This window comes from Limnoraphis robusta BA-68 BA1 (assembly GCF_034932365.1).
GTDB classification, from domain to species: domain Bacteria; phylum Cyanobacteriota; class Cyanobacteriia; order Cyanobacteriales; family Microcoleaceae; genus Capilliphycus; species Capilliphycus robustus.
Genome location: NZ_JAYGHR010000099.1, coordinates 30,670 through 43,887, shown reverse-complemented (window position 1 = coordinate 43,887; position 13,218 = coordinate 30,670). Strand labels below are relative to the sequence as shown.

The window sequence follows — 13,218 nt, the reverse complement described above, 5'->3', positions numbered from 1 at the left end:
ATCATTAGAAAGTATTTTCCAGAGGCGTTCACCGTCGAGGAAATAGTGAGTTGTGCCGTACAGCCATTACTGGTCAATCCAGTAAGAAGAACTAAACAATTGTTTTCTACAGTTTAGTTTGTACGGTTTTTTCTTAAAATTGTTAACTGTAGCGAGTGTTAGGGTTGAATGGCAGATGAATATTTCTCTTAACCCCCTGAAAAAAGGCGCAGGAATGGCAGTTGCACTCTTTTTGACGAGTTGTTCCTTCACGCCAACCTCATCGGATACCTCAACCTCGACTCAAACCCCAAGTCAAGCCATAGAGACATCCTCTTCGACAGACTCAACAGAAACGACTGATGATGTGGCGATCGCATCCCAAGACTTTCAAAAAGTAACTGTCATTGAAGGCTTAGAACACCCTTGGAGTATGGCTTGGTTGCCCAATGGCGATCAACTGATTACCGAACGGCCTGGACGCCTACGAATTGTTCGCAATGGCACCCTTGACCCAACACCGATCTCCGGGGTTCCTGAAGTCTTCAGCTTCAAACAGGGCGGCTTGCTAGATATTTCGTTGCATCCTCGCTTTGCCGAAAACCGTTTGATTTATCTGACTTATTCTCACGGCACCCGAGAAGCCAACCGTACCCGTATCGCCCGTGCAACTTTTGACGGTGAGGCGTTACAGAATTTACAGGTGATTTTCGAGGTTTCCCAAACCAAACCCGATGGACAACATTTTGGTTCTCGCATTACTTGGCTACCGGATAATACAATGTTGGTGGCGATTGGCGATGGCGGCAACCCACCCGTTGAACTTGACGGCGATCTGATCCGTGAACAAGCCCAAAACCTCAGCAGTCATCTCGGTAAAATTATCCGACTGAATGATGATGGTTCGGCCCCCCAAGATAATCCCTTTGTGAATACTGAAAATGCTGCTCCGGTGGTGTGGAGTTATGGACATCGCAATATTCAGGGACTCGCTTTTGACTCCGAAACGGGGCGAGTTTGGTCAACCGAACATGGGGCGCGTGGCGGTGATGAACTGAATTTAGTCAAAGCGGGTGAAAACTACGGCTGGCCTGTTGTGACGCATAGCGGCGAATACAGTGGAGGAGAAATTACTCAAGAACGATCTCGTCCAGGGATGATTGATCCAAAAGTCGTCTGGACTCCCGCAAAAGCGCCTTCGGGTTTGACGGTTTATAGGGGCGATCGCTTTCCATCCTGGAAAGGTAACTTATTTGCAGGGGGTTTAGTTTCCCAAGATGTTCGCCGTATTCAGGTGGATGAGTCGGGAAATGTGGTCAGTCAGCAAGCCATTGATATGGGTCAACGAGTTCGAGATGTTAAACAAGGGCCTGACGGACTATTATATATTCTCACAGATGAATCCAACGGGCAACTGATTCGGATTGAACCCGTTTCGGGATAAATACACCCTGACGAATATATTCCCCTAAATGAAGTCAAAACTTCTGAATAAATACACCCTGAGATCAACACAGGATTAGATATAGCAGTCTTATTTGATTTGTGAACACTTCAATGCTGTAGATTCTTCACGGGGTTCACCAATGACACAGAAGATCGATCACGAATGATTTAGGATTGCTATAGACAAGTTACTTGCTAGCTAATTGCTTTTTAATCGTTCTCAAGAACCCCATAAAAGGCCTGAGAAAAGTGATACTATCTAAGCGATTTGTGGTTAGATCGCTGCGGGAACTCTGCTGCATTCCTAAAGTGGGAGAAGCAACCCAGGTGAGAACATCTGGGTTTTTCCGTCGAAAGGTTGAAAGCGCTCCGTCGATAAACATTGGACCGCCGTCAGGATGTCCGGCTGGTCGTTGAAGTAATCCTTCTAAAAACTCAATTAGTGAGTCAAATATTACTGCATTTACTCCATAAAAATGAGTCGTTTCGATGGGGCCAGAATAAGGAATCAGTTTGACGGTATCCGTCGCCTCCAATTTTAATCGATGCCCAAAATAAACTAATCCCCAATTACTTTGGGATAACTGATCGATCAGTGCGTCTTGGTGAGGTTTTAACTCTCGGGAAAAGCAGAGATCGTCTTCCAGAATCAAAATATTGGGTAAGTTGTCTTCTTTGGCTTTTTTTAGGATGGCTAAATGACTCAAAAAACATCCTTTAATTCCTATGTTTTTAAACTCTCCCGGATCGTCGGGACGAATCCCCGGAAAAAATTCCACCTGATCGGGAGCGAGGGGACTGTCTGGTTTTTCTAATTCTCGGATAATCATCCGGCGTCGATCTGTTCTTTCAGGTAGATTGATCACGTAAGCTCGTGGACAATATTCGATGAGTTTCATCGCCTAAATCCTTGTTCAAGAAAGTATGTTATAATTATATTCTAGAGTATAGAGAATTGGGTAAAAACGCGATTTCAACAAATAACCCTCTCTTGCTAGGAGAGGGGACGGGGGTGAGGTTTCTATTTTAATCAACTTTTAACCTTGATTAAACGCTTTCACTGAAATCGGTTTAACAAAACGACTATTCGCCCGCACAAAACAATGACTTGGACCGTTTTCTCCGGCGAGATTTTCTACATAAATCCAAGGGTTTTGTTGGGTATCATAAACCACCCCAAATCCGGCTGGGCCGAGGTTGATTTCAAAGTCTTGTCCTTGCTTTAATTTGCCGACAACCGGCCAGTTTTGAATATCAAATTTGACCGAATTTCGCGGATCGATGAGTTCTTCGTAGCTGAGATCAAGACCGTGACAATTTAACCCATTCGAGTCAGCATTAACCGCTTCCCAAGTGATCTGGGGTGAACGACGATAATCGCCATTTTCCAGGGGTTTAGGTAAATTTGGCTCGGCATTTTGAGCCACAACAGGGGTTTTGGTGGGATTTTGTTTAAAGGCTAAAGATGTACTTTCACAAGCCACCGTCCCCATCCAAATTACACCTAAAATTAACAACGCGCTTAACTTGCGAACGGTGCCAGGATTTGCTTTAATAATGTTAGTAATCATCGGCTTACACATAACTCAACGGCTTCTCCTGTGAGGCTAAAAGGCCGCACTTCGGTTACTTTGATCTTCACAACTTTACCCCTCAATTCCGCGAGATTTCCGGTAAAGAAAGTTAAACGGTTTCCCCGTGTACGCCCCATCACCTGAGACGGATCTCTGGGGTTTTCCCCTTCGACTAAGACTTCTTCAAACCGTCCGAAATAGCGTTGCGATCGCTCTGCTGCTTTCACCCCGACTAAATGATTTAATCGTTGTAAACGATCCGCTTTGATGTCTTCTGAAATCTGATTTTCCCATAACGCCGCAGGGGTTCCCGGACGAGGGGAATAAGCCGCCGTATTCACCAAATCAAATCCGATATCATCTACCAACTTTAAGGTATTTTCAAACTGTTCTTCGGTTTCGCCTGGAAACCCAACAATGGCATCGGCACTAATGGACGCATCGGGCATATATTGACGAATCGTGTTAATAATGCGACGATATTTTTCATGAGTATATCCCCGTGACATTGCCTTCAAAATTGGGTTATCGCCGGACTGAAACGGAATGTGAAAATGTTCGCAAACTTTCGGCAGTTCCGCACAAGCTTTAATCAAACGTTCGGTAAAATAGCGGGGATGACTGGTGGCAAACCGCAGGCGTTCAATTCCCGCTACATCGTGAACAAAATACAATAAATCTGTTAGCGTATGTTTGTGTCGTCCTTCAGGGGTAGAACCGGGTAAATCTCGCCCATAAGCATCAATATTCTGCCCTAATAAGGTGACTTCTTTATAGCCTAAGCGCCCTAATTCTTCCATCTCGCTACGAATGGCTTCAGGAGTGCGGGACTGTTCAATTCCGCGTACATTGGGAACCACACAATAGGTACAGCGCTCATTGCAGCCATAAATCACATTTACCCAGGCGCTAACATCACTATCTCGACGAGGTTTTGTGATATCTTCGACAATATGAATGGGTTCAGTGGCGACAATTTGATTGCCATTATCGACCTGTTCTAATAATTCTTGCAGACGGTTGGCGTGTTGTGGCCCCATGACTAAATCAAGTTCGGGAACCCGTCTGAGTAAGCTTTCTCCTTCTTGTTGGGCGACGCATCCAGCGACAATTAACGTTAAATTGGGTTCAGTGTGTTTGCGTTTGGCTTGTCTTCCCAAATAGGAATAAACTTTGTGTTCGGCGTTATCCCGAATGGTGCAAGTATTATAAAGAACGACATCGGCTTCGTTGGGGTCTTCGGTAAAAAGTAACCCCATTTCTTCTAAAATTCCAGCCATGCGTTCCGAGTCGGCTTTGTTCATTTGACAGCCGAAGGTTGTGATGTGATAGCGACGGGGAGTTGTAGTCATTTTGTGTAAAATTTTCGATTCGCCTCGCAAACAATAGGATGAATTTTTCGACCTATTTATGAGTTTAGTCTTTATATTATAATTCAAAGGAGCCTAAATGGGGATTGAGATGATAAAAATTTTTAATACAAAGGGTAGGGATATGTCTAAAATGAAATGGATTCGATATACAGCCATTGGTTTATTGATTTTGGGTTCACTGACCTTGACAACGGTTTACACCCATTGGGAATTTTCGATTTTGACGGGACTATTCTTGGCAATTCTTTCTAAAGGAATGAGGCGATCGCGTTATAATAAAATCAATCAACGCTTCCCTGATGTTGAAGGTTAATGAATGATACAATCTAAAAAATCAGGAGGAAACAAGGTTTTTACCCCCGAAGGTGAATTAGTTCCAACTCCCGAAGAATCAGCTAAAATTGAAAAAAAACAACGAGAAGCCGTAGAACAACAACTTGAACTTTAACGCCAACAAAAGGAAAAGTTAGCCGCTAAATTACGGGAATTGAATATTGATCCAGATATACTCTAAATTCAATTCCTAACCCAAGATGAGTTATACTAAAAGTAAGATTCAGGAGAAGATAATGACTATTGCTCAAGATCTAGAAACACTTCAAACTGAACCTAAATTTGAAGACATTGAATACCCCTCGGGAGATTTAGAAAGTCAGGAGCCACCCTTGGAAAGTGAACTGCATTTGCGACAAATTTTGCTACTGATTCAAATGCTGGAGTATCTCTGGCAAGACCGTCAAGATTTTTATGCTTTTGGAAATCTTACTATTTATTATAGCCCAGAACAACAGAAAACTCAAGACTTTAGGGGGCCTGATTTCTTCGTAGTATTAAACACCTCACGCAAACCCCGTAAAAGTTGGGTTGTCTGGGAAGAAGGCGGAAAATATCCCAATGTTATTATTGAATTATTATCCCCTTCAACTGCAAATGTTGATCGCACAACGAAAAAAAATATTTATCAAGATATCTTCCGAACACCCGATTATTTTTGGTTTTCACCGAATACGTTAGAGTTTCAAGGATTTCATCTGGTTGATGGAGAATATCAAGAACTCCAACCTAACGAAAGAGGACAGCTTTGGAGTCAACAATTACAACTATTTTTAGGAATACATGAACATAAATTGAGGTTTTTTACTCCCGAAGGTGAGTTAGTTCCAACTCCTGAAGAATCCGCCCAAACTGAACAACTGCAACGACAAGCCGCAGAGGAACGAGCAATAGCAGCAGAAGAATCCGCTCAAACCGCACAACAGCAACTAGAGATAGAACGCCAACAAAAGGAAAAATTAGCCGCAAAACTGCGGGAATTGAATATTGATCCAGAGGTGTTATGAAATCGTATTAGACTCACCTTGAGATTGTCAAAGTATAACTTTCAATCCCTATTTAATTCTTCCTAACTTTCATAATGGGATTGCATACATAACTCAAATCGAGTTTATAGTACCCGGATAAATTGAGGTTGAATGACAGAAAATGCCTTCAGGATATAACAAAGGAGATGCTTATGAACAACTTGTTTTTAACATTCTTCAACAGAAAGGATTTTTATCCCCAAACGCAACTCGTGCAGGTGCAGGAACTGGAGTAGATATAAAATTTTTACATAACTCTGGAGAACATAACTTAGAGGTAAAGCTTGATTTAAACGCTGACTATGGACAAAAGATGTTAAGATGGGATGATGGAGTTTGGTCTTGGAGTTGTCAAGACGAAACTACTGAACTTTATACAAGTATTGGTGTGCTTGAATACATAAATAAAAAAGATATTATTCCTTACAGATACACTATTCCTCAGAATGAATTAACTAGAGAGCAGAAATCGCTCGATCAAAGAAATGTTAAAGACTACTTACCTATATCTATTAGTGCGTTACATTCCTATTATAGAAACAAGGGATGTTTTTATATGCAAATAGGCGGCTATGGCTTTTATCATTTATCCGAAGATATTCTGGGATTGAAAACACCCCAATTTAATAGTAATATAAGATTAAGACTAAGAGCTAAGACTATTCGTAGCGAACCTATTTATAACTATAGATTTTGTGCGGTTTTGAAACTTGTCGGAAAACCTAAAAAGTCGCCCTATGATATTGAAGAAAAAGACGGAAGGGTATTTCCTCCCATCTTTCTTTAAATATCAGTTTAGAATAAACTTAGTTGAACAAACTCAGGCTCATCATTATTTTCCTCTTTGATATCTGTCAATGGTTCTTTTTCTTTGTAGGTGAATGCTTTCGCTCTAATTTCCGCAATATCTTGAGTAGAATCTGCTTTTTTGAGTTTGTCTTTTTGTTGATCTAACTTTAAAATAGCTTCTCCGATGGCTTTAGCTAATAGAGGCGGAACTGCATTACCAATTTGTCGCCATTGTTGAGTTAAACTGCCTTTAAAAATAAAGTTGGGCGGAAAAGACTGAATGGCTGCTGCTTCTCTAGCAGTTAAATAGCGCTCTTCTGTGGGATGATAATATGTTGTACGACTGGTATTAATGGTATTAGAAACAGCGTTTCTATCCAATCGTTTTAACTTGGTTTCTCGAAACCGTTGTTCGGGTAAACTCTCCCAATCAATATTAAACCACAGTTCACGGGGAAGATAGGCGAGTTCATCTTTTTGATAGCGAATTCCTTGTCCTTCTGGGATATGATGAATTCGTTTTCTTTCGAGTTCGTTGGTAATTTGTGCAGTTTCAATATCATGGTTAAACGTTGTATTTTGACAGGCTAATAAGTTCTCAAACGCCCAACCAACGGTTCTAGCTGCGGGTAAATTTTCGCTATCTTTGGGAGAATCTTTAAACTGTTTTTCGGGATAAAGATTTGGAACCCCAAACCTATTTCCGAGAAAGATTGTTCGTCTTCTGGCTTGAGGTACGCCATAATGATGAGCGGCTAAAACTCTGACTTCTATTGTATATCCTAACTCCGCAAAAGAATTCAGAATTAATGAAAGGGTGGGTTCATTGTTTCGAGATAGTAAGCCCGTCACATTTTCCATGATTAAATAATCGGGTTTTAAAGCCGTAACAATTCTCAGGAATTCAAAGAATAAAAAATTGCGTTTGTCGCGGTTATCGTTCGCCCCAATAGTTGAAAAACCCTGACAGGGAGGCCCACCACAAATTAAATCAATGGTTTGATTATCAATTTTTTCGTTAATGTCTTCAAGGCTAATTTCTCGCAAATCTCCGCAGATAATATTAGCGTGATGATGATTGGCTTGAAAGGTTTCTAAGGAGGCTTTATCTTGGTCAATTCCTAACACACATTCAAACCCCGCTTGTTCTAAACCGCAGGACATTCCCCCCGCACCTGAAAATAAGTCAATAAACGTTTTAGTCATTTCAAAAAATCAAAGATAAACTCATGTATTTCCATAATAATATTATCTGATTACTCAAAAGTTTGGTAACTTCTGCGAAACACTCAAAAACCCGGTTTCTTTGAGATACCGGGTTTTTATTTCAAACAGAACTTAAATGTTAAGACTTCAAATTGTCCAACTATTGTAGCGCCAGGTTTGAAGTGCAGAGAAAGCGGGTTTCTGGCATCTCGATGAGGATGCAGAAATCTCCCGCACAAAACCCGATTTATACATCTATGCTACAACCATTGGAGAATTTGCGCGATCGCCGTAATATGATTTATTATAAATAACTGACATTAACATTGATTGGGGTTAAAATAGTATCAAGCTCACTGAGTAAAATCATGTCAGAACATACCATCATCCTATCTGAACAAACTTACCAAGCTCTCTTATAAGTTGCCGAAAAACAAGGTTTAACCCCGGAAAACTGGATTTTATCTCAACTTTATCAGTGCCAGCCAGAAGCAGAACTTTTATCAGAAAAAATCGCAGATTTAATTGGTGCATTAGACAGTGATTTTTATATTTATCGACTATATGATAAGGATGCTTTTGAAGTTATCCCAGGATAAAAGCAAAAAGACTTTGCCGAGGGGTTTCTATTTCAATCTAGGTTAGGACGATTGAAACTCTCAGAGAAACTAGGTTTCTGAGTCTCAGGCGATCGCATTGAGTTTGAGGGGGAATTTCAAAACAGCGATCGCTCTTACGAAATTCTTTAGCCGCAGATGATTTGAACTTGATACGATAGGGTTCCATAGGTTAGGCATTCTCAACAATTTCAGCCTCTAACTCATCCCAGTTCACTTCGGGTTCATCTGCTCTGACATGGGATACCATGACATCATAAAAGTCTTCCCATAAGTCCCCCCACTCCTCTAAGTCAATGAGAACAGCAGTTTTCTCGCCTGTGTCGTTGATTAAAAATTGGATACCTTTCATAAGCGGGGTTGAGTTGTGATGGTTTATAACTATTGTAGATGGGCGATCGCTATATGCCGAGAAAGCGGGTTTCTATTAATATCTGGGTTAGGACGATTGAAACTCTCAGAGAAACTAGGTTTCTGAGTCTCAGGCGATATAGCATCCGCAACGCTTCGCGATCGCTCTTAGATAACAGGCAACACACAGGCAAAATCAAGACTAATTTCTGCTAGTTTTTCTTGAATTTGGGCATTAGCGATGTGCAAATAGCTTCAGTTCTCAGGTATAAATGCCCGTTCAAAAGATTGCTTTCGATAACGTTTATAAATATCAAAATCACTATCCAAAGTAGCAATAGCCGGAATATTCAGCCGTTCAGAAATAGTAATTAGAGATAAATCAGCAAAATCTCCGGGCAAATCTGCATACTGCTGATTCAGTTGAGCAATCCGTGAAAAATCTTCAGGAATCAATTGGATACATTTATAAAGTTCTGTAGCAAGATCACGAAGAAACTCATTTTGTGTACGCCAATCTTGACTAAGTAGCCACATAACCTCAGTAGCACAGCTAACAGTAGTGACTAGATTACTTGTACATCTTTCAAAGAAGACTCGTACCTGTTGATGATAGCGATCTTTGACACTGTAGTAAGCCACTAAAATTCCACTATCTACAATAATTACCGGATAATAAGTCATTACGAATGATGTTGAGAATGCTTTTTCTCCAAATAATCAGCAATCGCCTTTTTTCGATTGACCCGTTCTGATAAACCAGGTGGCGCATTTTCTAACAGATGTTCGGGATGTCCTCCACGTCTTTCGACAATAGTTTTGCGGGGTTGTAAACTCAACCAGCGTTCTTTAACCAAGCGTTTAATCAATTCATCGCTGGTCGTTTTTTCCCTTGCCAAAATTTCCACTAAACACGCTTCCGTTTCTTGATCTAGTTCTATATTCAGCATGAATCCCTCCGATTTCTGATTAATGTCAATTATACCTGATTTACGCCAACTCATAGTTGAGTCGCTAATGCAAGGGCTATAATATGATGTTGGTCTGTAATAGAAGATAGGGCGATCGCAAAGGATGTATCTAAAAAGACTTCAATTAATATCTAGGTTAGGACGATTGAAACTCTCAGAGAAACTGGGTTTCAAAGTCTCAGGCGATCGCATGGAAGTAACGCGATCGCATTGAGTTTGAGGGGGAATTTCAAAACAGCGATCGCTTTTACTTGTGCGGAGTGAAACCCAACAGGAGTTAGAGATGGTGGTGTTGGGTTTCGTTCCAATAGCCCCACCTATTACTCAACTTTGTAGGTTTGATGAAACGCAGTCAAACCTAATATTAGCGCGGTATGCTAGATGTTTTATAATTATGAAGCACCAAAAATTTCTCCAACTCCTCCTTGAACAAATTGAACAAAACTACCACTCCCAGTATTTGTATTAATTAAAATTTCAGAGCTATTGCTGGTATATCCATAAAGATTGCTATCACGGAATCTTAATCCAAATACATCCGGAAAACCAATCGGCCCGATGCGTGTAAATATACCATCCGCTGTGATAGAAAATAAATCATCAGTGTCCGAACCTGATGATGTCGAATAAAATAAATTTTTTCTTTCATCAAAAGCCAAATCTCCACTACTTCTAAACCCTTGACTTCTGCCATTTCCAATTATTGATGCAGAACCATTTATAGGGTTAACCTCAAATATATATTGTTCTCCTGTAGCATAAAGTTTACCTTGGCTATCTAATTCAAGACCATTAATGTTAATAGAAGGATCTAAAGTGCCTACTAATTCATAATCTTCTGTGTTTAGATTAATCCGATATAAATCTGAGGAATTCAGTCCCCAAAGCGTAGAACCATCAAATGCAATGTCTGTCAAAGTCACTCCTGTTCCTATTGCAGAAAAAATTCCTGTTTGAGGATTAAATATTCCGACAGCTCCATCACCTGTTGAAAGCCATACTGGAACATTATCGAATGAAGGTGATGTTTCTTGTCCGGCTGTGATAAAGTCATTGCTATTGATGGAAGAAGATATCACACCATTGAGAATTGCCACAACTTCACCATTGCGGAGAATTTCTGTATTACCACCAACACCGCGAACCTCTAAGTCACTAAAGGTAACACCTGCGGGGAGACGCATTTTATCGATACCGGGTTGGAAATCAGTAATCACATCCCCGTCAGCCCCCGATGATGCTAGGATAAATTGGTTAGCACCACCACTACCTGTTAAAGTGTCTAATCCTTTATCACCAGAGATAATACTATTTCCAAGACCTCCAATAATCACATCATTACCCGCGCCGCCATACAGACTATCGTTTCCCGGACCTCCAATTAAAGTATCATTTCCGAAATTACCAAATAAAATATTATTACCACCAGTAGCTTCTAGGAAATCATTATCTTGACCGCCAAAGAGGGTATCATTTCCACCCCCGCCAATAATGGTGTCACTGCCTTGGTTTCCGTAGAAAATACGTCCAGTATTGTCGTTGAGTACATTATCGTCTCCCTCCAAAAGTGCGATCGCATCTGGAAAAGGTGAAGCGCTGAAATAGGCAAGTTGCTCTGGGGGAAGCTGAGACATGATAATAGAGTCGTTCCCAGTGGTAGCTATACCCAAGTCCAACCCGTTTTCGGTGATGATATCAGAAAGCATAATGGTATTTCCTTGAGGGTTTAAAGAATTTACAACAGTCGAAAGACTGGATAGATAATGGCGTGTTAACTATTTTTCTTCACTGAACTCAGACCCGCGTTCGCCTGAAGCGGAGTAAGTTTTCATTCTAATTTATAGGTAAATTTCAAAGAATTTAATCCTAATTAATTCCTGCGTAATTTTATTTCCCCATGTCTATTATTTTCTTAACTTATTCTCAGTTTGGCAAGCCCATAAAAGTGGGATTTAGGGGGGATTTATTAAGGGGTTAAAAGTACAAAAAAGGGAAAAGGTGGGATTTTGTGGTTAAAAGGGGGATAATGTGGGATAATTGGCAGTTGAAGTAGACCCAACTACAACCGAATTTAAAAGCTATGGAAATTCAAGAAGCCTTGCGGTGGACGGATGAGTTGATTTTTGCTAGAACGGGGAAGCATCTGGACTCACTGCAACGGGCTATTTTGGAGGGGGCATGGGATGGTAAAGGATATAAGGAGATCGCTGAGAAATACCACTGTAGTGGCGATCATGTGAAAAAATCTGCATCGGAATTCTGGAAACTCCTGTCGGATTTGTTGGGAGAAGATGTTAAAAAAAAGAATGTGCGATCGCTTGTTGAAAATGGGGTATTATCTTATTACAATGACGGGCTACATATTGGTAATCAAATAAATGTCTGTGACGACCTATACAATCACTCAAAAATCCCGAAAAACCGATCGCCTTCCAATACTAGCAAAGAATCTCAACCCCGCCACGACCTCAGCCAAGCGCCAGAATACGATCATCCCCTCTACAACTGCACTGACTCACTGGTGATACTCAAACAATGGATATTAGAAGAAAAGAGCCGCATTGTCATCCTCACAGGATTATCTGGTATCGGAAAAACCGCTCTAGCTAGACAACTGGTTGAACAAATAAAAGACAACTTTGTTCGCATTTTATGGCGCAGTCATCGCAAATTTCCCAGCCTCAACGCCCTACAAAGCAACATCATCGAATTTCTGGCGCCCGCTTCTCCCCTGAAAAACCCCTCGATGATCAACTACTTCAACTCCCGTAGTTCCATCTTAGACTATCTGAGAAACCACCGTTGTCTTATCATTCTTGACGACTTCCAGGAAACCTTAACTCCCGGAGAATTTATCGGACATTATCGCCCAGAATATCAAAACTATGGTCAACTACTCAACGAAATTGGACAATTAAACCACAACAGTTGTCTACTTCTCCTCAGTTGGGAAAAACCATTAGAAATTGCGACTCTAGAAGCTGAAAATATCTACTGCAAAACTTTACCAATTCCCGGCTTAGGGAAATCAGCCAGCCAACTCCTCACCGCCAGAAAACTCAAAGATAAACATCAATGGTCACGGCTGATAGAACTTTACAATGGCAACCCTTTATGGTTAAATATAATTGCGACTGCTATCCTGGATTTATTTAATGGTAGTGTTCAACAATTCCTCTCCTATTCTACCCTATATCTAGGAGATTTAGAACCTATCCTCAAACAACATTATCAACGCCTCTGTGAATCTGAAAAAATCTTGCTCCGGTGGTTAGCACAGCAAGAAAACTCCCCAGAAATAAACCAGAAACCCCCTGATCTTTTACCGGATGAAGATTTTTTGAAGGCTATACAATCCCTGAGTAAACGGAATTTACTGACAAAATCTCCGGCTTTAACCCTACAACCCGTTATTAAACAATACGTCAAGAACTTGAGTCTTTAGGGTTCTAAAAAACGGGTTTTATCGTTGAATATCGGTGAGACATAAATTATAAAAACTTATAGTTTTGGAGTTGAATCCTTAACCCGCTTTCTTGAATTAACCTAAC

15 protein-coding genes are annotated in these 13,218 nt (G+C 40.7%); 6 read left to right on the top strand and 9 right to left on the bottom strand.

Annotated elements, in window-relative coordinates; genetic code table 11:
• Nucleotides 1–175: 175 nt before the first annotated feature.
• A complete protein-coding gene (locus VB836_RS28260; protein ID WP_323224603.1) occupies nt 176–1,423 on the top strand; it encodes a PQQ-dependent sugar dehydrogenase in 1,248 nt (415 codons plus the stop codon).
• Between the two features lie 190 nt (nt 1,424–1,613).
• Here VB836_RS28260 and VB836_RS28255 read toward each other — a convergent pair whose 3' ends face one another.
• The 3 genes from VB836_RS28255 to miaB all read right to left on the bottom strand — a co-directional run bounded on the left by VB836_RS28255 (nt 1,614) and on the right by miaB (nt 4,351).
• Nucleotides 1,614–2,324: a glycosyltransferase family 25 protein gene (locus VB836_RS28255; protein WP_323224601.1), complete on the bottom strand. Its 711-nt coding sequence runs from the start codon at nt 2,322–2,324 to the stop codon at nt 1,614–1,616.
• A gap of 138 nt (nt 2,325–2,462) precedes the next feature.
• Nucleotides 2,463–2,996 (bottom strand): hypothetical protein, encoded by a 534-nt coding sequence (locus VB836_RS28250; RefSeq protein WP_323224599.1) that lies wholly within the window; start codon nt 2,994–2,996, stop codon nt 2,463–2,465.
• Nucleotides 2,993–4,351: a tRNA (N6-isopentenyl adenosine(37)-C2)-methylthiotransferase MiaB gene (miaB, locus tag VB836_RS28245; protein ID WP_323224597.1), complete on the bottom strand. Its 1,359-nt coding sequence runs from the start codon at nt 4,349–4,351 to the stop codon at nt 2,993–2,995. The genes VB836_RS28250 and miaB overlap by 4 nt, the downstream gene beginning before the upstream one ends.
• A gap of 142 nt (nt 4,352–4,493) precedes the next feature.
• Between miaB and VB836_RS28240 the strand changes: the two genes are divergently transcribed.
• From VB836_RS28240 to VB836_RS28225, 4 genes are all read left to right on the top strand, one after another.
• Entirely contained in the window at nt 4,494–4,685 is a 192-nt protein-coding gene (locus VB836_RS28240) for a hypothetical protein (RefSeq protein ID WP_046279289.1), read from the top strand.
• A gap of 3 nt (nt 4,686–4,688) precedes the next feature.
• Entirely contained in the window at nt 4,689–4,820 is a 132-nt protein-coding gene (locus tag VB836_RS30440) for a hypothetical protein (RefSeq protein ID WP_281062628.1), read from the top strand.
• A 121-nt stretch (nt 4,821–4,941) separates the two neighbouring features.
• Complete coding sequence (locus tag VB836_RS28230) at nt 4,942–5,712, top strand: Uma2 family endonuclease (protein ID WP_323224595.1); 771 nt, start codon at nt 4,942–4,944, stop codon at nt 5,710–5,712.
• 142 nt (nt 5,713–5,854) lie between these two features.
• Nucleotides 5,855–6,520, top strand: a complete 666-nt coding sequence (locus tag VB836_RS28225) for a hypothetical protein (protein WP_323224593.1) — start codon at nt 5,855–5,857, stop codon at nt 6,518–6,520.
• A gap of 8 nt (nt 6,521–6,528) precedes the next feature.
• Here VB836_RS28225 and VB836_RS28220 read toward each other — a convergent pair whose 3' ends face one another.
• From VB836_RS28220 to VB836_RS28195, 6 genes are all read right to left on the bottom strand, one after another.
• Nucleotides 6,529–7,728, bottom strand: a complete 1,200-nt coding sequence (locus tag VB836_RS28220) for a DNA cytosine methyltransferase (protein WP_323224592.1) — start codon at nt 7,726–7,728, stop codon at nt 6,529–6,531.
• Between the two features lie 636 nt (nt 7,729–8,364).
• Nucleotides 8,365–8,514 carry a hypothetical protein gene (locus tag VB836_RS28215; RefSeq protein WP_323224590.1) on the bottom strand — a complete coding sequence of 50 codons (150 nt, stop codon included), beginning with the start codon at nt 8,512–8,514 and terminating at the stop codon, nt 8,365–8,367.
• 3 nt (nt 8,515–8,517) lie between these two features.
• Nucleotides 8,518–8,697, bottom strand: coding sequence for a hypothetical protein (locus VB836_RS28210; RefSeq protein WP_323224588.1), 180 nt, complete (start codon nt 8,695–8,697; stop codon nt 8,518–8,520).
• 254 nt (nt 8,698–8,951) lie between these two features.
• Complete coding sequence (locus tag VB836_RS28205; protein ID WP_323224586.1) at nt 8,952–9,380, bottom strand: type II toxin-antitoxin system VapC family toxin; 429 nt, start codon at nt 9,378–9,380, stop codon at nt 8,952–8,954.
• On the bottom strand, nt 9,380–9,646 hold the full coding sequence (locus VB836_RS28200; protein WP_323224584.1) for a hypothetical protein: 267 nt from the start codon (nt 9,644–9,646) through the stop codon (nt 9,380–9,382). Before VB836_RS28200 ends, VB836_RS28205 begins: the two co-directional genes overlap by 1 nt.
• A gap of 413 nt (nt 9,647–10,059) precedes the next feature.
• Nucleotides 10,060–11,373 carry a hypothetical protein gene (locus VB836_RS28195; RefSeq protein WP_323224582.1) on the bottom strand — a complete coding sequence of 438 codons (1,314 nt, stop codon included), beginning with the start codon at nt 11,371–11,373 and terminating at the stop codon, nt 10,060–10,062.
• 374 nt (nt 11,374–11,747) lie between these two features.
• Between VB836_RS28195 and VB836_RS28190 the strand changes: the two genes are divergently transcribed.
• Entirely contained in the window at nt 11,748–13,112 is a 1,365-nt protein-coding gene (locus VB836_RS28190) for an ATP-binding protein (RefSeq protein WP_323224580.1), read from the top strand.
• The last annotated feature ends 106 nt before the right edge of the window (nt 13,113–13,218 follow it).